Below are 22697 nucleotides of genomic sequence, written 5' to 3'. Positions count from 1 at the left end.
GATGAAACGACTGCTATTGATAACAAGCGTCTGCTTGTCCTTGCTGGTTCCGCAAATGGCTTTGGCCGTCGAAGCGGCAGACGGCTCCGCCCCCCTTGTGAAAAACTATGGAACGGTTCTATCCGACACCTCCTTATCGGGCGGCTTCACATCGACGGAGCAATTTTTCCGGGTCGAAGACTATTGGAAGGTCGATTCGGTAACGCTTCAGCTCGATTACAAAACGTCGACGTTGACGCAGACGGAGCGTTCCAGCGTAACGTTACTCATTAACGGGAGCCCGTTCCATTCGTTCCGGCCGACCGTCGGCGATGCGGACATGCAGCGCTTGAACGTAACCGTTCCGGCCGCATTGATTGTGCCGGGGGTTAACACATTATCGATTCAAGGACACCTCGAAACGACGGTTCCGAACCCGAATCTCGTATGCTTGCCGACGACCAACAGGGATAACTGGCTGCATATTCTGGATAGCTCGGCCATCAACGTAAAGCATAGCAATGAAGCGATGAAGAATAGCATTCGCGACTTCAACCGGCGCTTCATCGGGATGGATACGACCAACGACGGATTAAATGCCGTCGCCGTGTCCGAGAAAGGGCATCCTGCCGAGCTGGAGGCGGCCGTCTATGCCTTGTCCGGCTTTGCCAAAGCAAGCCCGGTCAAAGACAAGGTCATCCCTCTGGTGCCTTACGGCGAGGAGACGTTGAAAGGGAAGCAGGCCGTCGTAGCGATAGCGCTGTACGACAACTTGTCCCCGTCTCTTAAGCCGCTGCTCAGCCGATCCGATGTGCAGGACAAGGCGCTGATCCAGCTGGTCCGGATGGCGGATCAGCCGACGCTGGTCATAACGTCGAGCGACCCCGGCTTATTGATCAAGGCCGGGCGGCTCGCGGCCAATCAATCGCTGCTGGGCCAGCTCGATGCCGATACGAAGGTGGTCGACTCGACCACGGAGGTCGCCACACCGCAGGTGGATGTGAGCCGTAACGTAACTTTGACGGAGGCGGGCGACAAGCTGACCGGGGCGCTGCACCGGGAAAAAACGTATTTCATCGCGCTGCCGGGCAACCGCTCTATCGCCGACGCCAGCAAGCTGAGCCTTGATTTCCGCTATGCGCGGAACTTGGACTTTAGCCGTTCCATGGTCACCGTCTTAATAGACAAGACGCCGATCGGCAGCAAAAAGCTGTCTACCGAGCTGGCCAACGGCGACCATATGGAAATGACGATACCGAAAGACTTGAATATTTCCGGCAATTTCTCCGTCACGGTCGCGTTCGACCTGGAGCTGGAGGATGCGGGATGTATCGATACGCAGGATCAAATGCCATGGGCATTTATCGACAAGAAATCGATGCTGCAGCTGAACACCAAAGACCGTGCCGAGCTGCTGCTCAATAATTATCCGTACCCGCTTCTTCGGGACGGCAGCTACAATCAGGTTGCCGTTGTCCTGCCGAAGGAACGGGAATCGTATACGTACGCTACCTTGACGAACCTGTTCAACCTGCTCGGCCAATATGCGCAGACGAACACGGGGGAGGTCCGCTTCTTCGACGACGCGGTGAGCGCCGACAATTTGAAGGCCAGGCAGGTTATTGCCATAGGGAGCTACCGCGACAATAAGATCATACGAGACAACAACGATAAGCTGTATTTCAAGTACGATCCGAACGGCGGGGGATTCGTCTCCAATGAGAAGATGAGCATCGACGCCGATTACGGGAAACGGATCGGGACGCTGCAGCTGATCGATTCCCCTTATGAAGCGGGCAGCGGTCTGTTGGCGGTAACGGGCAGCGGGGCGGAATATACGTATTTGGCCTCCAAAATGCTGGCCGTGGAAGGAACGCTCTGGAAGGTGTTCGGCGACGGGGTCGTTGCAGACAAGGACGGCAACGTGCAGGCGTTCCGGTTCAAGAAGCAGGCTGAGCCGGAAGGGCCGTCGACGATCGGCAATATTTTGGAACGGCGTGATGTCCTGGGCTTCATGGTTGCCGTAATACTGGTGATCGTATTGGTTCTCGTATCGCTGATTCTTATGGTTCGCAAATACAGGAAGAAGCGGGGGAAAGAGCAATGAGGCGATATCCAGGCAGTCTCGTTTCGGACGGCGCTTTCCTGCTGCTGTTCATCGCATGCTTTATTACCATCGTATTCATGGCGGCGGACCCTAACCGCTACATTCAGAACATCATCTTCTTGAACGTGGCGTTTCTGATCGCCGTGGTGACTTATTTTACGACGGTGACGACAGGTCTGATTCTGAATATTTTGTTCGTGTTCGGTTACGGTACGTTCACCTTGTACCAGACCGTCGTTCAAGGCGGTTCTATCAGTACGCAAAGCTACTTTTGGCTGGTTATGACCCCAATCTTCACTCTGCTGACCTGGATGTTCACATCCGCCAGCAGGCAGCTTCAGCTAGAGAACGAGCAGCTGAAGAAGGCCAATGCATCGCTCGCTACGATGGATGAGAGGACGAATTTGAAAAACAGCCTGTCCTTTCAAAACGACGCGAAGATTTTCATGGCTCTTTCGGTCCGCTACAACATCCCGCTTACCCTGCTGGTCATCGGTGTAAAATATTGGGACGAAATCAGGCGGATGATCAGCGAGGAGCACTTGATGGAAGCGGTGCATGAAATTTCGAAGGTGAGCCAGACGAGCATTCGGACGAACGATGCTTTATATTTGTTCAATAAAGACACCCCGACCTGGGGCATGCTCTTGTTCACGGACAGGCCCGGTGCGGATTTCGTCATCGAACGGTTAAGGAAAAGAGTAGATGAATTGAACCAGGGGGAATATGCAGAGAAGTACAGAGTGGAGCTGGTGCTGAAGATCGGCGCCATCGAGTACAATCGCGAGACGATCCCGACGCCGCTCGATTTCATCGTGCAGGCGAAGAAGCAGCTGCAATATGATGTATAGCCTGAAAAAGCACCGGTCCGTGAAGGCCGGTGCTTTTTCATTTCCCGCTGCAAAGAGGACTAGGAGTCCTGCAGAGCAAGCGGATATACTCGAAACATCACGCTCGTTCCTTCGCCGGGAATGCTCCGGACAGACAATCCTTCCCCGTACAGATGCTTCAAACGGCGGTCCGTATTAAACAATCCGATGCCCCGTTCTTTGCCGAGCGGACCATCGAGAATGGAGGCCAGCTGCTCTTTGCTCATCCCCGGTCCGTTATCCGTAATTTCCACTTCGGCATAGTCCTGATGACTTGTGATCCGGATTATTACGGTTCCTCCCTGCGGACTCTGCAGGATGCCATGGACGAGCGCATTTTCTACCAGAGGCTGTATCGACAGGGGAGGGAGCCTGAAGTCCAGGCTCTCCTCCACTTCCCACCGAATCGCAAGCCTCGGTCCGAAGCGCACGCTCTCAATGGATAAGTACGACTGGACCAAATCGAGCTCGTGCCGCAGCGGGACAAGCTGCCGGGAGTTGCGGAAGTCGAAGCTTTGCTGCAAGTAATCGGCGAACGTCTCCAGCAGCCGTTTCATTTGCTCCGTGTCCAGGTCGCTCAAAACGGATATCGAATTGATCGTATTAAAGAAAAAATGTGGTTTGATCTGCGCCTGGAGCCATGCGGCTTCCATCCGCAACCTTTCCTCAATGGACAGCTTCAAATCGAGCAGCGACCGTACCCGCGCTTGCAGGTCGTACGATTCTACCGGCTTGATCACATAATCGTTAGCCCCTGCCATGAAGCCGGTCGTTATATCCTCCGGATTGCTGCGAGCCGTTAGCAGGAGAATCGGCAGCTCGGACAAAGAGTAGCGCGCACGAAGGGTGCGGGTCAACTCGTAGCCGGACATTTGCGGCATCATGACGTCGGCGATGACCAGATTCCAGCTGCCTTGGCGCAGCAGAGACAATGCTTCAGTGCCGTTCGCCGCGGTGTGAATGCTGTACCCCTCGGAGGACAGCATGCCCTCCAGTATTTTCAAATTGACGGGGTCGTCGTCAACGACCAGCAGATTAGGACCCTCGGAGCCGGCAGCAGCAGATCCTTGCAGACCGAACGATGCCGAAGACGGCGCCGCAGCCGGAGCGGCTTCGGTGAACCCCGTGTACGGCTGCGGTGGCTCTGCCATCGCCAGTGCCGTCGCAGTAGCCTCGGGAGCGGGCGAGAGCTCGTCCGCCGGGATGCCGGCGCCAAGCGGCAGGCTGAACGTAAATACGCTGCCCTGCCCCGGCACGGAGCTTGCCGTAAGCGTCCCTCCGTGCAGCTCGACCAGCTGCTTGCATATGCTCAGCCCGAGCCCAAGACCGCCTCCCGTTGCCGATACGACCTCTTCCGCCTGCTCGTACGGCTGGAACATGCTGCCGATAGCGTCCTGATCGATACCTCTCCCGGTATCCGCTACATAGATGAAGGCCTGTCGGTTCTTGGTATATGCCCCGATTGTGATGCTGCCTTCGTTCGTGAACTTGATCGCGTTATGAACGAGATTGAACACCATTTGCACCAGCCGGTTCTCATCGGCCACTACATACGGGAAGGCGTCCGGTATCTCGAGCCGGAGCTGAATCGGCTTGCCGTCGGTCATAAACCGGAGCATGTCCAGGGTCCCGGAGGCAACGGACCGGACATCGACGTCCCGAAGGTGCAGCCGGATGCGGCCTTCTTTTAACCTCGTCATATCTAACAGGTCGTTCAGCAAGTAGGACATGCGACGGCTTACGGTAATCAGCAGCTCCAGATGCTTTTTGTTGCTATCCTGCATGCGGTCTTGTTCGTTGGTGAGTACGGTTTGTGCAATATTCAAAATGCCGTGAAGCGGGTTGCGCAGTTCATGCGACGTGTTGGCTAGAAATTCGTCCTTGCGCTTATCCTCCCTTTGGAGCCGGATAGCGAGCGACTCGGTACGGGTGGACGCCCGGAAATACCGCTTGAACCAGTACGATGCAAAAGCCATTAAGGCGGCGACCATATCGAACGGATAGTGCCCGACGTCCATGGCGAATATATTTTTCATACAGCCCCAGAGTACGCTGGACACTACGGCCGTAATTCCGAGCAGCAGGAAGATGGAGTCCTCCTTATTCCTCATAACCATATGCAGCATGAGCGCACCAAAAATAAAATCCGTTAACAGACCGAACCCCAGCAGGAAGAGAAGCGATTTCGAGACAAGCGATGCCGGTGCGATCATAATAAATGCAATATAGACAGCACCTGCAAGCTGCAATAGACGAAAGATTCTGTGTCCGGGATGCAGGGGAAACAATTGGTTACCCAACTGGAGCAAGCAGACAGCGATGCTTGTATAGGACAAATAAATCAGCCGAACCGACCATTCGTAGCTAAACGGAAACCACGTCAGCAGCGGCTTCTCGTCGTCGACAAGGATGGAGACCGTGGCACTTACGAGCAGCAGGGCGAAGGAAAGAGAGAGCTTTTGCTTCGGGACGATAAAATACAGCAGCACCGCATAGATGGCGTGGATGAGCAGAATGAGACAGACCGCGAGCTGAGAGCCTGTAAAAAATCTTGCATAGCCGCTTACGGCTGAAGCTTCCCCGAACCGGATCGATTGAAGGACGCCTCCTTCTCCGACAAAGTCGGGATTAGCTGTATGCAGGATGATGTCCAGCGTAGTCCCATCATGCGTAAAAGCACCGGAATAAGGAATGTTCCTGAATACATATTGTGCTTCGTCAGCCGCCGGATTCCCCGCTTGCCCGACCAGGTGCCCGTTGACGAACAGCTTCGATGCCGAACGGATAGAAGTGGTGCGGATGCCGAAGGAGGTATCCATGCCGTCAGGAACGAGAACCTGCAGACGGTACGTTCCGTAGCGGTACGAGGCTTCCGGATTTGGAAAAGCCGATGTCCAGCTTCCAGGGACCTGTATATACTGCTTATCCGGCCTGTTGGCGATGGAAGGCTGTCCGGGCGGTACGAATTGACCGGGGTAAAATTCCCACTGGCCGTCCAGCTTGACGATAGGATGCGCTTTAAAGTCCCAGCTGCGCAAATCGAGCACGCCCTGGGCGGCATGAGGGTGATCCGGAATAGCAAGCTGGCTGTTCCAAACGATCCGGACACCAGCGAGCACCATCAGAAAGGCGACGACGATAAGGGTTGTTTTCAGAGTACGTTTCTTCATAATGGGGAAATTCGACAAAATTGAACAGGATTCCTTCTCGTCCGAAGGGTAGAGGAGGCATATAGGAGAAACGTGGGTTACGGCCCAAGCCTTGAGCCTTGTGGAGATAGGGCGGGCGGATTCAGGCCCATTAAGGGGAAATTGGGCCGTTGTTCATGCAGTACCGGTTTCCGCCCAGACTCTTGGCCTTGTACATGGCACGGTCCGACTGTTGGATAAGAAGCGACCTGTCGGCGCTCTGCTCCGAACCGATGCTGACTCCAATACTGGCCGTAATATGAAGCACTTGCTCCATAAGATAATAGGGTTCTTTCATTTGACGTACGATCCGATCCGCCAGTCTCTCCGCCTGCTCCTCGCAGCAATCGATGAGAATGAATGCGAACTCGTCTCCGCCGATACGATAAACCTGCTGCTTTGCCGATACGAATCTGCGCAGTCGAGCCCCTGCCTCCTGAACAAGCCGATCGCCTATATGATGCCCGAACGTGTCGTTGATCGCTTTGAAATGATCCAAATCGACAAACAGAATGGCAATGGTATTCCGGCCTTTGCGGGAGGCCAAATCCATATTCATTTTATTGCGGTTAGGCAGTCCGGTCATCGTGTCCGTATAGGCCATCCTCTCCAGCTGGCGCCGGTCGGTTAACAGGGCTCTCCATATCAGGAGCAAAGGGAAGACAACCATACAGGCTCCGCCAAAAAGCAGGAATGGGGCTAGTCCGGTCCAATAAGGATAAATCTGCATAATGGAGCCGATAACCGTCATCCCTGTACCCAGAAGCAGCTTGTGTCTGTGACCGTGGTAAGGCGAGGGGCTCTGGAAGGCATGATACAAGCCCAAGACAATGACAGGGGCGGAGAGGGCCAAGCTATGGTATATAGTACATCCTTCGACTGGCATAATCTAAACACTCCTCAAAAGCGACAGGTTTTAGAATAACAATCAGCGCGGAGACGATGGCGACGGAAAAGGTTTCTATAAAATTACATTATAACGCGTGGAACTAAACAATTTCTGAACAGACAAGCAGAGGGACTCTGCAGCGAGCCGCAGCATGGCGATTTGTTCATTTTTTGTTCAGAGGCTATTGTTAAAATTAAATTAAGTTTTTGAAAAACTGGATGCTTAAGGAATTCCAGCGCTGAAGGGGGACGAGGGATGGCGGCGGTCATGGTAGTGGACGATACCGCGTTCATGCGCATGGTGATGCGCGGATTGATGGAGCAATTAGGAATGAATGTAGTGGCTGAAGCCCGCAACGGTCTGGAAGCTGTGAACTTATACGAGAAGGTAAGGCCGGATCTGGTGACGATGGACATTACGATGCCCGAAATGGACGGCATAGAAGCCCTGAAGCAAATTAAGCGGATGGACTCCAAAGCGAAGGTGATTATGTGCTCGGCCATGGGGCAAAAGGATATGGTGCTTGAGGCTATGCGCAGCGGGGCCATCGATTTCGTAGTCAAGCCGCTGCAAAAAGACCGGCTGGAGGAAGCCGTACGCAATTCCGGCGTATCGGCCGGGGTGTGATTAATGGAAAAGAGCTCCAGTCACCGGGAAGCGGTCACAGAGCTCTTTTTTGTTGCGGACATTCAGACCGCGCTATCCAATGGTTTCCGTGCGATTACCCTTCCACCGCGATCAGGCTGGTAATTTCGGCGCGGATTTGCTCCCTTATCCGGTCCACAATGCGAAAATCGATGGCCGAAATATAAATGCGCTCCAATTCGTCGTGCAGCGACTTCGCTTGCGCCAAATACCGCGTCGACTGCTTCATCTGAGCGGAATAACGCTGCTTGATATCGTCCAGGGCATCTGCGTGCGCTTCATCCGTTCCGGGCTTAATACAGCGGACATAGGTGTCAATAATCTCGTCGCCTTCGCGGTCCGGGAAATATTCGTGAGGAGCCGTGCTGTCGAAGATGGCGAAGCCGAGCTCCCGCACAATGACCATGTCCAGGCTGTTAGGGTCAAAGCCGCAGTGGTATATTTCCACATCGAACCCGCGCTCGATGGCGGTCGAAGCGAGCTTCTTCAGCATGGTCGATTTGCCCGATCCGGGACGGCCTTTGATGAAATAACGCCGGGACAGCCCTTCGGTCAAGTTCGGGACGAAATCTACCGCCCCTGCCGGCGTAGCCGCTCCCAGAAAACGGTGATCCACCCGGCTCGCCTTATCCAGCTTGCCGTCGCCGAACAACAGGCTTCTGCATTCGTCGGTCAGCTCATCGGCGGCTTGATAATCCATGTTATCGATATAAAAGGCTTCCCATTCGTCATGAATGCGCAGCGCCTCGGCAAAGCCGGCATAGGCGAATTCGTAAGCCTGGCTTATTTCCCCGTTCAATCGTTCGATGGTAGAGCGGTGAGCACCCAGACGGGCGGAATCCCATGCTTCCCCCAAGTTGACATACTGCTCTACAGCGCCCGGCAGCCGGGGCTCTATCACGTGAGGGGCGGTGCCGTCGACAATGCCTACCTTCAGCTCCGGCACGATGACGCCGTCCAAAGAGCCGTTGTCCGAGGCGCAATGAATCAATTCAATATCATATCCCCTATTGACCAAATCATCGGCGATGGAACGGATCAAGGTCGATTTGCCGGTGCCCGGTCCCCCTTTTAATATAAAAATCCGATCCAATCCTTGCAGTGAGCTTTCAAAAAGGCTCGTAAAGCCGCGGGCGGTGTTGCCGCCTGCATAATAGTTCCGGGTAGTTCCCTTCATGATCAGACACACCTTTCTGTCTGGGCTAATGTCTAGTGACATAACATATCGTATTACCGATGCGCCCAAAAGGTGCTTGCCCATTTATTGTCAGCTTCGTGCCAATTGCCCTTTAATGACCGCCAAACGGCGGAGAGGTTTTGTTCCCGTACCTGTTAGCGGCCGGATTTGGCTCTGCTGCAGTGCAGACTGTATCTTCTGCCGTTAGCGCGGCCGTAGGCTACAATTTTCCGAATCATCGACTTGTCGCGGAGCTTTGTGAACGGGCAGGGATCCGGACTCGTGTTAACCTCCAATATCCATGGATACAGATTGCGGTCGACAGCAATATCGAGCCCGAGCTCGTGCACGGCCGGATAAGCTCTGCTGAATTGGGTGGCTGTAAGCCTTGCGATCCGATTCATTTTCTTCATCAGCTTGTAGCTTCGGTACGATCCGGCGTGGGGCCTGAGCAGCTTCTGCACGGAGAAGATCGTTCCGCCTTGACTGCCGTTCGTCACCGCCTTGCGTGGATGGGCAACACGACCGGCCGCACCTGTAGGCTCCCATACACCATGGTGGTTTTTCTGAATGACAACCCGGAAGTCGAAGGGGCGCCGGTTGCGTTTCAGCACCCGGATCCCTTTTTGCACCAAATACGATTTGCCGCTGACCCGTCGCTGGAGCGATGAAACCATAGCACGGAAGGAAGAGAAGGTACGCTTCTTCGTGCCGGCCTGGTACTTGTAAGTACCTCCTCGTTTCTCCACCCGCATAACCCCGACTCCGAGCGATCCCCGATTCGGCTTCATATAGACGAGATGATAACGATCCAGCATTTTCCGCAGGCGAGCCTTGCTGTAAGTTCGGGTGGACGGGACATAGCGAGCCAAGCGGTGATCCCGCAAAACGACGCGCGTTTTCTTCAGCTTGCTTGATATGAGAATCCGGTTATTTTTCATTCATGCAACCTCTTTCCTCAGAGCATATGGTCATACTAGCCATACATCATACGAAGCAGGCATTCGTTGCGTGTTAGGTTGTCACCCATAGTTGGCCGACTTGCCCCAAAATGCAGAACGCAAAGGGAGTCAGTCACATATGCTATACAGTCCTATGTAGTACAAGATATAGGCTAACATTGAAGGGAAAGGAAGAAGAGCAGATGAGTTTGCCGGAACGGCTTCAGCTTATCGTGGATCGCATGACCGGACAATTCCCTTGGTATGCGCACAACCTTGCCTCCCAACTAACGAGCAAGGGGCCGCCTTCCGCTTTGGAGCAGCTGCCGCTTGTGAACGCTTCGATGCTGGAAGCTCATTATTATTCGGCCGATAACCGGCTGGCTTTGCGAACTGACCTCTATAAGTATCAAACATCGGGTACAAGCTCTGGGCGCAGGAAAGCGATTTATTACACGGAGCGGGATGAAGAGGAATACGTCCGGATTAAGCTCGATGTATTCCGGGCGGTGCTGGGAAGCGAGGTATACCGGTCGGCGTTGGCCGACATGGGCACAGGACATGCGGAAGCGACAGCGGTGGATGTATTTCGGCGACTGGGCATGGAAGTCGAATCCATATCGTTCCGTTCTCCCATTGAGCAGCATATTGAGAAGCTGTCCGCCTTCAGGCCTGAAGTGCTGTATACGATGCCTTCCATCTTGGACCGCATTCTCCTTGCATCGGAGGATCCGGCGGCTTACGGTATCCGCCGTGTCGTTCTGGTAGGAGAAATCGCCTCCCCGGGCTGGCGTTCTCAAACGGCCAAACGGTTAGGGATCGATGCGCGCGATATTACGGATACGTACGGGTCCATTGAGATAGGGACTATCGCGTATTATTCGCACGAGCATGAGCGTTATTTATTTGCGGAGGGAATCATCGCGGAAGGGGTTAGCGCTGAGTCGATAGGGGACGGGCTGGAGCCCTTGTCGGATCCGGAGGAGCAGGTGCTTGTGCTTACCTCCGAGGTGAGGGAAGCTTTTCCCGCGCTGCGCTATGTTACCTACGACGTCGTTCGCGACCTTCGTCCGATAACGGTAGACGGCCGTCTGCAGCAAAGCTTCCAAAGTATTGTCAAACGAATTGGCCCGGATTTGAAGCATGGGGAAAAAATTAGCATCTACGACATCGAGGACGTCGTCTACCGTCATTTGCAGCAGGCGGCGGTTCGGGTAAAGGTAGCGGGGAATGCGCTGTGCATCCATGTGCATGGGGATAATGTGCCGGAAGCGGTGCTCGAGAGCATTCGTCATGATGTAGAAAACCGGATTCCCGAAATCGGCATGATGATCCAGGCGGGAATATTGGGCGGAATCCAGGTCATCGGTGAGAGCTTCGACGATGCAGTCCATCGGAGCTCGGTAAAAAATAAGAAAATTAGCTATGAGTAACGGTTTCTCTAAAGCTTGGGAGAGCATGGAGGAGGAATGAAGGTGAAGCTTGAGGGAGGCATCGTCGAGGCCATTGGCAAGACTCCATTAATCAGGCTCCAGCAGTTGTTCAAGGATGCGCCGTTTCAGGTATACGGCAAGCTGGAGTGGATGAATCCGGGCGGCAGCGCCAAAGACAGACCCGCGCTGTATATGCTCAGAGAGGCGGTACGTCGCGGAGAAGTCACTAGCAATACCGTCGTTATTGAATCAAGCTCGGGTAACCTGGCAATCAGTCTCGCCCAATTATGCCGGTATTTGGGCATTCGTTTTATATGTGTCGTCGACCCCCGGACGACGGAGCAGCATAAGCAGATCATTCGCAGCTTTCACGGGGAAATTGATTTAGTAGATCAACCGGACCCCGTAACAGGAGAATTTTTAACGGCACGGATCCGCCGAGTAGGCGAGCTGGTCCGCACCATTCCCAATGCTTACTGGACTAATCAGTACGGCAATCCTGACAATTATTTGGCCCACGCGCGGACGACGATGACCGAGATTGGGGAGCAGCTCGGGCCTATCGATTATTTGTTTTGCGGGGTTAGCTCCTGCGGGACGATACGCGGATGTATGGAATATATCCGGGAGCGCCAGTGGTCCACCAAGATTGTGGCGGTCGATGCGGCAGGCAGCGTTATTTTCGGCGGGGAGAAAGGTCCGCGCAAATTTCCGGGGCTCGGAGCCGGTATGGTGCCGGGGCTATTCATGCCGGATATGGCAGACGAAGTCGTCTATGTGTCCGACAGAGACTGCGTGGAGGGCTGCCGGGATTTGGTCCGGTACGAGTCGATCTTGGCGGGCGCATCGTCTGGCGGCGTAATTGCGGCCATTCGCGGGATGAGTCCTATGCTGCCGGAAGGGGCGGTATGCGCTGCGATATTGGCGGATCGCGGAGAACGATATCTTAGCACGGTATATAACGACGAATGGGTGCGACAGGAAATTGGCTTCGACCCGCGTTCATCTCTGGGAGGCGAACTATGATTTACTTGCACGATGGCCATTTGCGCGAGATCGGAACGGATTGGCGGAAGCTGGTCGACGTCATTGAAACGGTAATCCGGATTAAAGAAGAAGGGGACTGCGTTCATCCACTGAAGCCTTATTTGCGTTTTCGCGATCCGATCAACCGGATTATAGCCATGCCTGCTTACGTCGGAGGCTCCGTCGACATGGCGGGAATCAAGTGGATTGCCGGCTTCCCGAACAACTATATCCACGGGCTTCCGCGTGCTCATAATACGATTATTTTGAACGACTCCGCTACCGGTGCACCGCTTGCCTTTTTTCAAAGCGGATTGTTGAACGGCTTGCGGACCGCAGCGGTCAGCGGGGTTATGACCCGCGCCTATATGGCGGCCAGACCGGAGACCGGCATCCGACTCGGCATAATCGGGTGGGGGCCGATCGGACGGCTCCATCTGGAGATGTTCTCCTCCTTATGGCGCGAGCAGCTCGAGCAGGTCATTCTGTACGACATGAAAGGAGTCGACCGGACAGCGATACCGGAAGGGGTCCGATCGATAACGACGGTTGCCGACGACTGGCGTTCGGTGTACCGTCAATCCAACGTCATGGCGACATGCACCGTTGCTGCGGAACGCTATATTGACGAGGCGCCTGCCCCCGGATCGCTGCTATTGAACGTGTCGCTCAGAGACTACAAGCCGGAGTGTGCGGCTAGTCTGCGCGCTATCGTAGTAGACGATTGGCAGGAGATATGCCGGGAGAACACCGATATCGAGCAAATGCATTTGCGCTGCGGCTTGAACGAATCGGATGTAATCACGATTAACGATGTCGTATGCCGCCAGGCGCTGGAACAATACGATCGCGAGGAGACGGTGTTCTTCAACCCGATGGGCTTGTCGGTGTTCGATATCGGCGTCGCTTCTTATTATATGCGCGAAGCGGAGCGGCTTGGAAAAGGAATCCGGCTGGAGACATCCGGCCAAGTATAGAGTTTAAGCATCCCTTCATAGGGATGCTATTTTTTTGGGCTGTTCGCTCCCGATTGCTGCATTGTTGCCCCTTGAGCTGTCTGCTATAATTTGAAATAGTTTTCCAATCTGCATGGAAGAGTGGGGATAGCAATGAGCATAGCCAAGCTTACAGGACAAGATATCGGCGAGCCGGAGTTTCAAGGCTCTACCGTTGAGGTGCCGGGCGGCTGCAACGTGGTTGCGGGCGGGAAGGACATATGGGGCAAATCGGATCAATTTCATTATGCATACACCGAGGCCAGCGGCGATTTCGAAGTGACCGTTCGGCTGGAGAGCTTAAGCAGCGCCGACCTGTATACGAAGGCGGGCATTATGGTTCGGGAGTCGCTCGCGGCCGACAGTGCGCATGCGTTCTTTCAAGTATTTCCCGACAACAGCCCCCGCAACAAAAATAACGGAGGCTACGAATTCCAATTCCGCGAAGCAGCCGGAGGCGGCTCCGCTGCCATCTACCCCGACGACTATACGACGGAGCCGCCGGCATTCCCCGTACAGTATCCGCATACATGGCTGAGGCTGCAGCGGTCCGGGGACAGCCTGCAATCGTTTTACAGCGCCGACGGCTCGGAGTGGAAGCCGTATTCGATTTACCGTACGCAGCTCTCCCGTGACGTATTGCTCGGGCTTGCTGTGACGGCACATAGCAAGACGGGCACGGCCGAAGCAGCGTTTCGGGATTTGACCGTCCGATCCATCTAAAAGGGGGAACGGAATGAAATTAGAACGGCTTATTTCCATGATCTACATGCTGTTGAACAACGAAGTGCTGTCGGCCTCGGCTCTGGCTGAGAAATATAACGTATCGCAACGGACGATTTACCGCGATATCGAGGCGATATGCGCCGCCGGCATCCCTGTCGTATCGTATCAGGGCGTCAACGGAGGCTACGGCATCATGGAAGAATACAAGATGGACAAAAGCCTGCTCGGCTCCTACGACGTCGGCTCGCTCATTACGATTTTGCACAGTATGTCCACCGTATTCGAAGACGACCGCGCCATGGAAACGATCAACAAGCTGCAAACGATCCAAAATCACCAGACGCCGAGCCTGTCGATGGACATCGGCAACCGGCGCGCTTATAACGAGATACTGCGTGTACTGCGAACCGCGATTACCGACCGTCGCGTCGTACGGTTCGAATACATCAACGCGAAGAACGAAAGAGCCGGCCGTTCGGTAGAGCCGATCCGGCTCATGTATAAATACAATTCCTGGTACTTGTACGGCTTTTGCCGGGGACGCAAGGACTACCGGGAATTCAGAATATCCCGGATGGCGGAGCTCGTCTCGTCGACCGAGTACTTTGCGGACCATCACCAGGAGTCGGCTCCGAAGGAAGCCAGGCGTTCATGGGAAACCCGCGCAGAGGACATGGACGAAGTCGTCCTCCATTTTTCCTCGGACAGCCTGGCACGGGCGATGGATTTCTTTTTCGATGCGGAGAAGACGTTCCATGAGGACGGCTCGCTCACAATGGGATTGAAAATTTACAACTCCGCGAAAGCGGATTGGCTGATATCGACCATTCTCAGCTTTGGCGAGGACGCAGATGTGGTACGGCCGCAGGAGCTGAGGACAGCCGTCAAAGCGAAAATAGAAAATATGATGAAACGGTATTCCGAAGTATGACACGCAGCTGTCATACTTTTTTTTGTACACTGAAATCAAGATAAGAGATCAGGGCCGGCAAGCAGCCCGTATACAATAAACCGCTAAGGAGCGTGTCCCAAATGACGACGAACGCTGTAAATATGTATATCTATCATGTATGGGCGAACAAGACGATGCTCGCGCATGTAAAGCAGCTTCCGGAGGAAGTTTACGAAATGGAGGTCAAAAGCGTCTTCCCTACCGTCTCGACGGTGATGGCTCATGTATATAATACGGATCGTTTGTGGTTAGACGTGATGAAAGGAAGAAGCATGAGGGAAGCCATGGCCGAGATCGGGCCGGTTAAAAATGAGACGGAGGCCCGAAACATCGAGGAAATGGAACGATTGTACGCAGAGCTGGCGGAGGAGTACAAAGCCTTTTTTCAAGAGCAGCAGGATATGGACCGGACGATCACGCTGGATAACCCTTACGCTTACATCAGAGAAACAAGCTATGCCGAAATCGTCATGCATGTGGTCAGCCACGCCACCTATCATCGCGGCAACATTACGGCCATGCTGCGGCAAATGGGCTACCCGTCCGTGATGACGGACCAGGGCATGTTCTGGTATATGGGGGAAGAGAACAGCCGTCCCCGTCTTGCTGCAGCTATGGGATAGGGCGGAGCAGGGCATGGGGTGCTGTCATAAAGCGCTGCATCCTCTCTCTATGTTCGACAGATTCACGAAGTACCGCTTGACATTTTACTTACCGTACGGTAAGCTAGAAACAATATGGAAGCTTGTGGAATAAGCTGATATGCAAGCGAATATCGGGAGGGATGCATATGACTATCGGTTCTCAACAGGATATAGACGGGCTAAAGGACATCGGCCGCATTGTAGCGGTTACGCTCCAGGAGATGAAGCGAAATACCAAAGCGGGAATGACGACGAAGGAGCTGGATGAGCTGGGAGGAAGCATTCTTCAAAGCCACGGCGCCTTCTCGGCACCAAAGCGCAACTTTAATTTTCCCGGTCATACCTGTATCAGTATCAATCGAGATATCGCGCACGGTATTCCAGGGGATACGGTCATTCAGCCGGGCGATTTGATCAACATCGACGTCTGCGCCGAAAAGAACGGCTATGTCGCCGATACGGGCCACTCGTTCCAGGTCGCTCCTTACAGCGAGGACGTTACGCGGCTGTGCCGGCATACCCACGATACGATGATGAAAGTGATCTCCGCGCTCCGGCATGGAGTGAAGCTGAACGAGGTAGGGAGGATCATCCAGGCCGAGGCGAAGCGCGGAGGGTATGCCGTCATCGAAAACCTGTGCAGCCACGGCGTCGGACGTTCCGTTCACGAAGCACCGCAGATCGCTCCCGTATATAACAAGCAGGATCAGCGGACTTTGAGAGCGGGGCAGGTCATCACCATCGAGCCGTTCCTGACCACCGGCGCCGACTATGTTCTGGAGCAGCCGGACGGGTGGACGCTTCGATTGCCCGATCATAGCCTGGCGGCGCAGCACGAGCACACCATCATTATTACGAGGGGCGCACCTGTCATTTTGACGGTTGCCTGACCGCTGACCGGCAGGAAGCCGATCGGATGGGAACGTTTGCCAGCGGATAAGGGCCGCCCCCTAGTGCATACTTCAAAGGACCATCGGTCTTCGGACCGGTGGTCTTCTTTTTTTCCATTTGATAAGAAGTTAAAACAGACCGTGTCGAATATTATTGTTGCACCTCAGGGCAGATGGTATGATACACATATCCCTACCTGAGCTAAGGAGATTTGTTCCCTATGCACAAGCAGCTTAAACGCGCTTTCAATAAAAGGAATTTCTTCTTGTACGTATGTATAGTCTTATTGCCCTTGGCGCTCCTAAGCCCGTTTTATTTAGACTACAAATCGAAGCAGGTACATGCCGAGCTGGAGGCGGAAGCGCGCAGCCATTCCAGCTTTCAGGCGTTGTATATCGAAAGCTTCATAAGCGAGACGATAGGCCGGCTGGAAAGTATGGCGGTCCTTATGAGCGATCAGGGAGACAACCTATCGTTAATTGAACAGGTTTTATATAAAACGCATACCAAAGACGCGAGATTCTCAGGGTTTTACTGGCTGAATACCGAAGGGGACATCATTGTCAGCTCCAATGTGCTGACGGATAAGGTGAACCTGATAGACCGTCCCTACGTCCAGGAAGCGATCCAAACGGGGAAAACCCGTATTTCGGAGGCCCATTTCGGGAGAGTGACCGGAAGATATATTTTTTCCCTCGCTACGCCGGTAAGGAATCATTTCGGGGAGCTGAGCGGTATTCTGATCGGCAGCGTCCAGCTTAACGAGATGGAGAACGTCATTAACGATCTGTCGAACGGGGAATTCGTACAGCTGATTGACGACAATAACCAGATCCTGGTTCAATCGGAAGACCTGGTACCCGAGGCCAAGTCGGCAGCGTCCTACATGAAGCTGGAAGTCGTTCCATGGAAAGTGAAATCGGTCGTTTCGTTCGATTACGCAGGGCTGGTAATGATCCCTTTCCTGTTTCATTTGCTGACGGCGTTTGTTGTCGCGACGATTTTATTCATGCTGATCCAATCGTACAGGAGCAAGCAGAAGCTGGCGCAGGAGCTGAAACAGAATGAGGCGGAAAAGCTGAAGCTGATCGGAACGATCGCCGCAAGCACCGCGCATGAGATCCGCAATCCCCTTACAGGGATCAAAGGGTTCATCTCCTTGCTCAGCGCCAAGTATAAGGACAGCAAGGACCAGTATTATTTCTCGTTAATCCAGAATGAGGTCGACCGGATAAATACCATCGTAAGCGAGCTGCTGATCGTTGGCAAACCGACGGTAATCATTGAAGAAACGAACGATTTGAACGAAATCCTCAAAGAAATTATTCCTCTCATCGAATCGGAAGCTCATATGTATAACGTACAATTATCTTTTCAAATGACAGAGGAATCCGTTTGGGTCAAGGTGTCCAAAGACCATTTCAAGCAAATCGTGCTGAATCTTGTCAAAAATGCGCTGGAAGCGATGGATTCGGGAGGTCAGCTGCATTTGGCCTCGGAGGCCGTAGAGGGAACCGCCCTGCTGCTCGTAAGAGATACCGGAAAAGGGATGCCTCCGGAAGTGCTGGATAAAATTTTGACTCCGTTCTTCACTATGAAAAAAAGCGGGACAGGCCTGGGACTTGCCGTGTGCAAACGAATCCTGGACAGCTACGGCGGCAGTATGCGGATAGAAAGTGAAGTAGGCGCCGGAACGCAGATTACGATAGAGGTTCCTCTCGCAGGCAAAAGCGAAGTCACGTTCGGAAGCTCCGTGAGCTAGGTCTAAAGAGCCATCGGCCCGGGAGGGAGGCGGCTCTTCTTTTTGTCGAAAAAGCGGGAATTGCCATGACCATTTTCATTGCTGTAAACTAGGAGGTAGGACAAAATAGCTGACTACTTGAAATGGAGATGAATGGATGGAAACGGTTCGGCGGTTTTTTGCTAATTTAACGGTTCGGCGATTTGCTATTCTTGCCATTATATGTTTATTGCTGTTCAGCATAAGGGACATGCTTAACCTGGTTCTGTTGACCTTCCTGATCGCTTATATTATGAACAGTCTTCAGGAAGCGCTGACCAAGCGAATCAATAAATATATAAAGATTAACAGCAAGGTTATCGTTATTCTGCTCTATTTGATTTTAATTACTACGCTGGTCATTTCGATAGTCAACTATTTGCCCAAGGTGCTCGTTCAGATCAAGCAAATCAAAGATATTTTGGTTGGACTGACCGTGATGCCGGTTCCCCAGGATGAATTTTCCCAATATATTTACCGGACCTTGAAAGACCTCAATCTGCAATCCTACGTCAAGCAGGGCTTTGAATATGTGTTCAGAATCAGCAATTGGGGTACGACCTTCGTGCTCGCCATCATATTGAGTCTTGTATTTGTTCTCGAAAAAAAGAGAATCGTCGCCTTCACGTCCCGTTTCAAAACGAGCAAGCTTTCCTGGCTGTACGAGGAGCTGGAATATTTCGGAAAAAAGTTCATTCTCTCGTTCGGCAAGGTAATCGAAGCTCAAGTATTAATAGCGATCTGCAATACGGTATTTACCGTGATCGGACTGTGGGTGCTGGGCTTTCCATACTTGTTTGCCCTGTCCATTATGATCTTCTTGCTTAGCCTCATTCCCGTAGTCGGATTTGTCATTTCACTCATTCCATTATGCATCATCGGCTATAATATCGGCGGCTTGGTGATGATCATCTATGTCGTTTCCATGATCGCTATACTGCATGTGTTTGAAGGATATCTTCTCAATCCGAAGCTGATGTCGGCCAAAATGAACCTGCCGATGTTTTATACGTTCATCGTTCTTGTTTTCTCCGAGCATTACCTTGGGGTATGGGGCTTAATTCTCGGGATTCCGATCTTTGTCTTCATGCTGGATATTCTCGATGTAGATACAAGGAGCAAGTAGAGAAAGAAAGCCGATCCGGAGCTGCTTTAGCCGGAAAGCTAGATAGAGAGGGGAGTTGGGTCGATGAATGCATTGCAGCCCGCCGGAGAGCGGATTGTTGCGCTGGATGTCATACGCGGCTTCGCGGTCATGGGCATCTTCTTCGTCAACGTTCCTGAAATGATCGGCAGCGGAGGCTCCTTTATCCCGGTACATTCCGGCTTCGACGCCGTCATTCGCCTGCTGTACGACATGTTGTTTCAGACGAAATTTTATACGATCTTCTCTTTCTTGTTCGGGCTTGGATTTTATTTGTTCATGCAGAGCGCCGAGCAGAAAGGACTGCGCCCGAAGAGGCTGTTTACCCGCAGGCTGCTGCTTCTGCTGTTGTTCGGAATCGCGCATGCGGTGCTGCTTTGGTTCGGGGACGTGCTGTATACGTATGCCATCATAGGGTTTCTGTTGATGCCGTTTTACAAGCGCACACCCAAAACCGTTCTGATCTGGGCCTTATCCTTGCTCGCACTGTTTACCGTCCTGATTGTCCTCGTGTCGGTGTCCGTCTATCAGAGCAGTCTCTCGGGCGAGATCAGTAAGCCATTGTTCACACAGCTTCCGGATATGGGCGACCGGCTTCGATATTTGCTCGGTGCCGGCATCGCCAATGCGCTGCTGCTGAGCTTCGAGGTGCTGGGGTTGTTTCTGCTCGGGGTGTATGCCGGCAAAAAGGGCTGGTTCGACCGCGACCGGTGGAACCCGGCTGCCGTACGGCGCGTCCAATGGATCGCTCTCGCGGTGTCGGCTGCGCTGTTCATTCCGATGCTCCGGTATTTTGGAGCGTATGACGCTTATTATCCTGAAGCGATGTACCATTTCACGTATTTGAGCGGCAAGACGATGGCTGTCTTCTATGTATGCACATTGCTGAGGCTGCTTCACCGGTACGGCGAAAGCCGCTTCCAAGGCTTGGCTTCCGTCGGCAGAATGGCGTTGACCCATTATTTGACCCAGACGATCGTTACGATGATCGTGCTGCAGTTCGTGCGGAGCTACGCGGGACAGATTCCGCTGTGGGCAGGCACCATGTACTGTATCGTCATTTACGCGGCGCAAATCGCGGTAAGTAAGGTATGGTTCCGCCATTACCGGATGGGGCCGGCAGAGTGGCTCTGGAGGGCGGGAACGTACGGGCGGAAGCCTGCGTTTCGCCGGGTTGCGCCGCCGTATGCAGAGCAGCAGCCGTCGGCAAAGCTGTAGCCATTCGGCAGCAGAGTTAGAAAAAGCACCGTTTCCCACGCAGGGAACGGTGCTTTTTAGCGCGTGCTCAGTATTGCTGCGGATCGGCAATTTGCCGCAACGCTTGCTCGCCGAGACGCTCTGCGAGCTGCTGCAGGTACAGGCTGCGCGGCTTGACGTGCTGTCCGTAGCGGTCCCAGAAGCCGTCCTGGCGAGGGCGCATATCGTGCTTGTTCGGCAGGAACGGAGGCGTCTGCGGGCCGACGTGTCCGACCGAAACATTTTGCGCTGTGGGAGGCTGCTGCAGCGTCAGCTCGCCTTCGGTGTTCCAGGCGACGTAGTTGGCACCCGCCCAGCCGTGTCCGCTGCCCATCCAGCCTCTGTCGCGAATGTAGATCACCGCCTTGACGTTATCGTACAAGCCTCCGACAGACCAGCGGTGATGCGGCTCGCTCGCATTGAAATCGATCCGCGATTCGCTGTCTAGGAACACGTTCGGACCGCACACATGCGAGTCGAATACGAAGGCGTGACGGGCGGTTTCCGTATCGCAGCGCTGTACGAGATTCAGCTGGCCTGTCACATGGAACGAGTACCTCCGGCCTCCGGTGATGATGCTGACCATGTCGCGGACGGTACAGTCCTGGACGGTCACCCATTTCGCGTAGCGGTCGATGGTGACGAGCGAGTGTTCCAGGTGATACCCGGTCACATCGCGGACCCAAGCGTTCTGAACGTAGTTCAGTACGACAAAGTTGACGGCGTGCGTTTCATCCGCATAATAAGGCTCCGTAAAACCCCCTTTGCCATCCACCTGCGAGTCCTTAATATCCGGATTAAATTCCGAATCGACGCGCAGGTTCTCGATGCCTACCTGCTCAATGCGGTCCGGTGCTTCGTATTTGACGAGAGTACCGCCTCCCCAGCGGTGCTCTACCGAGTTAACTAGCGGAGCGTCTACTGTGACCCGGTTCCCTTCAACACAGGTAACGACGCGGTCGAAGGCGAGATCGAACGGGCCCCACTGCTTCGTACCCCCGGCATTAGGACGAGGGGTGATCGTATCCATATCGATCGCGGAAATCCAGCTTGCGTTCCCGTGCCGGATTACGGATACCGTATCGCCTATCGAATAACAGCCGGCATCGGCGACGTGGAACGTCCTTGCTCCGACTGGAACGTACAAGTCGGTGATCGGCGTCGCGGTCTCCTGCAGCGGGCGTGGGGCGCCGCCTCCCGTTACCTGCAGCAGGTCGCGCTTGGTTGCGCCTGTGGCGAGCAGGACCGTTCCGTCCTCGCCTTGGCCTTCGCCGCGCAGCACGACCCCGCTGTCGCGGATGAACAACGTACCCGCGATGCGGTACGTTCCTCGCTTCAGCAGCAGCGCGCCGCGCAGCCCATCGTGGCCGATCGGCAGGGCGGCCACTTCGTCGATAGCGCGCTGGATGCGCTCGGTGTCATCGCCCTCTTCAGGCGAGGGCGCGATGTCGAGGCGGACCGGCGCCTCCGGCAGACGGACGCCGCCGCCCATATAGCCGCAATTGGAGAAATCGGCAATGCGGTTGCCTTTGAAGTCGGGAACGTACGACAGGTCCCCGCTCTCGTTCATATAGGCCAGCCGGCTTTGGTCCGGGGCCAGACTCTCTTCGCTCATGACGGCGAACATGAAGCTGTCGTAAGCAGGCGCCCGGCCGGCGGCGTCCAGCTGCACACGGATCTCGTAGAGGCCGTGTTCCCGGACGGTGCCTTCGAGCGGCAGCAGGCGATCTTCACCTTCAGCGACGGCTATTTCAGGCAGCCGGGCAATGATACGCTCTGCCGGAGCGAGCACAAGCTCCACCGTGACGCTTATGGCAGCGGCGGCACGAACGCGCAGTGCCGGCAGAGCGTCTCCGGGCCGGAGCACAGCCGGTTGGCCGATCGATTGAATTAATGCGGCATGCTCCAATGTCAGCACCGCTAAGGGAGCATACTCGGCCGCTTGTACAGCAGGACGGGCTTCTTTACTCATGGGGTCACTTCCCTTTCTTTTTATGAAACGTGTCGGATAGCAGGAGAGAGCCGCAGCGTCATGAGACGCTTTCGCTTTGGACGATGATTAGGTCTCGGATCTG

At 54.1% G+C, this 22697-nt stretch carries 18 protein-coding genes; 13 read left to right on the top strand and 5 right to left on the bottom strand.

Annotated elements, in window-relative coordinates; all coding sequences use genetic code 11:
* Nucleotide 1: 1 nt before the first annotated feature.
* Together ACFQ88_RS29435 and ACFQ88_RS29430 are read left to right on the top strand one after the other, a co-directional pair.
* Nucleotides 2-2086, top strand: a complete 2085-nt coding sequence (locus ACFQ88_RS29435; RefSeq protein WP_379459838.1) for a cellulose biosynthesis cyclic di-GMP-binding regulatory protein BcsB — start codon at nucleotides 2-4, stop codon at nucleotides 2084-2086.
* Nucleotides 2083-2937: a GGDEF domain-containing protein gene (locus tag ACFQ88_RS29430; RefSeq protein ID WP_239630322.1), complete on the top strand. Its 855-nt coding sequence runs from the start codon at nucleotides 2083-2085 to the stop codon at nucleotides 2935-2937. Before ACFQ88_RS29435 ends, ACFQ88_RS29430 begins: the two co-directional genes overlap by 4 nt.
* A gap of 59 nt (nucleotides 2938-2996) precedes the next feature.
* On the opposite strand, the gene ACFQ88_RS29425 is transcribed toward ACFQ88_RS29430, so the two are convergent.
* Nucleotides 2997-6125: a hybrid sensor histidine kinase/response regulator gene (locus ACFQ88_RS29425; RefSeq protein WP_379459835.1), complete on the bottom strand. Its 3129-nt coding sequence runs from the start codon at nucleotides 6123-6125 to the stop codon at nucleotides 2997-2999.
* 130 nt (nucleotides 6126-6255) lie between these two features.
* A complete protein-coding gene (locus tag ACFQ88_RS29420) occupies nucleotides 6256-7029 on the bottom strand; it encodes a GGDEF domain-containing protein (protein ID WP_379459833.1) in 774 nt (257 codons plus the stop codon).
* A gap of 258 nt (nucleotides 7030-7287) precedes the next feature.
* On the opposite strand from ACFQ88_RS29420, the gene ACFQ88_RS29415 reads away from it, so the two are divergent.
* Nucleotides 7288-7659 (top strand): response regulator, encoded by a 372-nt coding sequence (locus tag ACFQ88_RS29415; RefSeq protein ID WP_239630319.1) that lies wholly within the window; start codon nucleotides 7288-7290, stop codon nucleotides 7657-7659.
* A gap of 94 nt (nucleotides 7660-7753) precedes the next feature.
* On the opposite strand, the gene ACFQ88_RS29410 is transcribed toward ACFQ88_RS29415, so the two are convergent.
* Both ACFQ88_RS29410 and ACFQ88_RS29405 read right to left on the bottom strand, forming a co-directional pair.
* Nucleotides 7754-8854, bottom strand: coding sequence for a PRK06851 family protein (locus tag ACFQ88_RS29410; RefSeq protein WP_239630318.1), 1101 nt, complete (start codon nucleotides 8852-8854; stop codon nucleotides 7754-7756).
* A gap of 155 nt (nucleotides 8855-9009) precedes the next feature.
* The gene (locus tag ACFQ88_RS29405) at nucleotides 9010-9795 is read right to left on the bottom strand and encodes a YheC/YheD family protein (RefSeq protein ID WP_379459831.1); all 786 of its coding nucleotides are present in this window, start codon (nucleotides 9793-9795) and stop codon (nucleotides 9010-9012) included.
* A 203-nt stretch (nucleotides 9796-9998) separates the two neighbouring features.
* On the opposite strand from ACFQ88_RS29405, the gene ACFQ88_RS29400 reads away from it, so the two are divergent.
* The 10 genes from ACFQ88_RS29400 (at nucleotide 9999) to ACFQ88_RS29355 (ending at nucleotide 20604) form a co-directional block, all read left to right on the top strand.
* Nucleotides 9999-11228 (top strand): phenylacetate--CoA ligase family protein, encoded by a 1230-nt coding sequence (locus ACFQ88_RS29400; protein ID WP_379459829.1) that lies wholly within the window; start codon nucleotides 9999-10001, stop codon nucleotides 11226-11228.
* Between the two features lie 36 nt (nucleotides 11229-11264).
* Nucleotides 11265-12254 carry a 2,3-diaminopropionate biosynthesis protein SbnA gene (gene sbnA / locus ACFQ88_RS29395; protein ID WP_239630315.1) on the top strand — a complete coding sequence of 330 codons (990 nt, stop codon included), beginning with the start codon at nucleotides 11265-11267 and terminating at the stop codon, nucleotides 12252-12254.
* Nucleotides 12251-13231, top strand: coding sequence for a 2,3-diaminopropionate biosynthesis protein SbnB (locus ACFQ88_RS29390; protein ID WP_379459827.1), 981 nt, complete (start codon nucleotides 12251-12253; stop codon nucleotides 13229-13231). Before sbnA ends, ACFQ88_RS29390 begins: the two co-directional genes overlap by 4 nt.
* A gap of 132 nt (nucleotides 13232-13363) precedes the next feature.
* Nucleotides 13364-13972: a DUF1349 domain-containing protein gene (locus ACFQ88_RS29385; protein WP_379459825.1), complete on the top strand. Its 609-nt coding sequence runs from the start codon at nucleotides 13364-13366 to the stop codon at nucleotides 13970-13972.
* Nucleotides 13973-13985: 13 nt separating this feature from the next.
* Complete coding sequence (locus ACFQ88_RS29380) at nucleotides 13986-14906, top strand: helix-turn-helix transcriptional regulator (protein WP_379459823.1); 921 nt, start codon at nucleotides 13986-13988, stop codon at nucleotides 14904-14906.
* Between the two features lie 101 nt (nucleotides 14907-15007).
* The gene (locus ACFQ88_RS29375; protein ID WP_379459821.1) at nucleotides 15008-15550 is read left to right on the top strand and encodes a DinB family protein; all 543 of its coding nucleotides are present in this window, start codon (nucleotides 15008-15010) and stop codon (nucleotides 15548-15550) included.
* 167 nt (nucleotides 15551-15717) lie between these two features.
* Nucleotides 15718-16461 (top strand): type I methionyl aminopeptidase, encoded by a 744-nt coding sequence (map, locus tag ACFQ88_RS29370; RefSeq protein ID WP_379459819.1) that lies wholly within the window; start codon nucleotides 15718-15720, stop codon nucleotides 16459-16461.
* A gap of 221 nt (nucleotides 16462-16682) precedes the next feature.
* Nucleotides 16683-18224 carry an ATP-binding protein gene (locus ACFQ88_RS29365; RefSeq protein WP_379459817.1) on the top strand — a complete coding sequence of 514 codons (1542 nt, stop codon included), beginning with the start codon at nucleotides 16683-16685 and terminating at the stop codon, nucleotides 18222-18224.
* A gap of 136 nt (nucleotides 18225-18360) precedes the next feature.
* Nucleotides 18361-19368: an AI-2E family transporter gene (locus ACFQ88_RS29360; RefSeq protein WP_239630308.1), complete on the top strand. Its 1008-nt coding sequence runs from the start codon at nucleotides 18361-18363 to the stop codon at nucleotides 19366-19368.
* A gap of 63 nt (nucleotides 19369-19431) precedes the next feature.
* Complete coding sequence (locus tag ACFQ88_RS29355; RefSeq protein ID WP_379459815.1) at nucleotides 19432-20604, top strand: DUF418 domain-containing protein; 1173 nt, start codon at nucleotides 19432-19434, stop codon at nucleotides 20602-20604.
* Nucleotides 20605-20671: 67 nt separating this feature from the next.
* Here the strand turns inward: ACFQ88_RS29355 and ACFQ88_RS29350 are convergent, their stop codons facing one another.
* A complete protein-coding gene (locus ACFQ88_RS29350) occupies nucleotides 20672-22594 on the bottom strand; it encodes a pectate lyase family protein (protein WP_379459813.1) in 1923 nt (640 codons plus the stop codon).
* Nucleotides 22595-22697 lie beyond the last annotated feature (103 nt).

Source organism: Paenibacillus sp. NPDC056579 (assembly GCF_042793215.1).
In the GTDB taxonomy this organism is placed as follows: Bacteria; Bacillota; Bacilli; order Paenibacillales; family NBRC-103111; genus Paenibacillus_S.
This window is presented reverse-complemented; position numbering and strand designations above follow the sequence as displayed.

Excerpts from the sequence above, each read along its gene's own strand:
- ACFQ88_RS29435 (WP_379459838.1), top strand. The coding sequence starts at position 2 with ATGAAACGACTGCTATTGATAACAAGCGTCTGCTTGTCCTTGCTGGTT.
- ACFQ88_RS29430 (WP_239630322.1), top strand. The coding sequence starts at position 2,083 with ATGAGGCGATATCCAGGCAGTCTCGTTTCGGACGGCGCTTTCCTGCTG.
- ACFQ88_RS29425 (WP_379459835.1), bottom strand. The coding sequence starts at position 6,125 with ATGAAGAAACGTACTCTGAAAACAACCCTTATCGTCGTCGCCTTTCTG.
- ACFQ88_RS29420 (WP_379459833.1), bottom strand. The coding sequence starts at position 7,029 with ATGCCAGTCGAAGGATGTACTATATACCATAGCTTGGCCCTCTCCGCC.
- ACFQ88_RS29415 (WP_239630319.1), top strand. The coding sequence starts at position 7,288 with ATGGCGGCGGTCATGGTAGTGGACGATACCGCGTTCATGCGCATGGTG.
- ACFQ88_RS29410 (WP_239630318.1), bottom strand. The coding sequence starts at position 8,854 with ATGAAGGGAACTACCCGGAACTATTATGCAGGCGGCAACACCGCCCGC.
- ACFQ88_RS29405 (WP_379459831.1), bottom strand. The coding sequence starts at position 9,795 with ATGAAAAATAACCGGATTCTCATATCAAGCAAGCTGAAGAAAACGCGC.
- ACFQ88_RS29400 (WP_379459829.1), top strand. The coding sequence starts at position 9,999 with ATGAGTTTGCCGGAACGGCTTCAGCTTATCGTGGATCGCATGACCGGA.
- sbnA (WP_239630315.1), top strand. The coding sequence starts at position 11,265 with ATGAAGGTGAAGCTTGAGGGAGGCATCGTCGAGGCCATTGGCAAGACT.
- ACFQ88_RS29390 (WP_379459827.1), top strand. The coding sequence starts at position 12,251 with ATGATTTACTTGCACGATGGCCATTTGCGCGAGATCGGAACGGATTGG.
- ACFQ88_RS29385 (WP_379459825.1), top strand. The coding sequence starts at position 13,364 with ATGAGCATAGCCAAGCTTACAGGACAAGATATCGGCGAGCCGGAGTTT.
- ACFQ88_RS29380 (WP_379459823.1), top strand. The coding sequence starts at position 13,986 with ATGAAATTAGAACGGCTTATTTCCATGATCTACATGCTGTTGAACAAC.
- ACFQ88_RS29375 (WP_379459821.1), top strand. The coding sequence starts at position 15,008 with ATGACGACGAACGCTGTAAATATGTATATCTATCATGTATGGGCGAAC.
- map (WP_379459819.1), top strand. The coding sequence starts at position 15,718 with ATGACTATCGGTTCTCAACAGGATATAGACGGGCTAAAGGACATCGGC.
- ACFQ88_RS29365 (WP_379459817.1), top strand. The coding sequence starts at position 16,683 with ATGCACAAGCAGCTTAAACGCGCTTTCAATAAAAGGAATTTCTTCTTG.
- ACFQ88_RS29360 (WP_239630308.1), top strand. The coding sequence starts at position 18,361 with ATGGAAACGGTTCGGCGGTTTTTTGCTAATTTAACGGTTCGGCGATTT.
- ACFQ88_RS29355 (WP_379459815.1), top strand. The coding sequence starts at position 19,432 with ATGAATGCATTGCAGCCCGCCGGAGAGCGGATTGTTGCGCTGGATGTC.
- ACFQ88_RS29350 (WP_379459813.1), bottom strand. The coding sequence starts at position 22,594 with ATGAGTAAAGAAGCCCGTCCTGCTGTACAAGCGGCCGAGTATGCTCCC.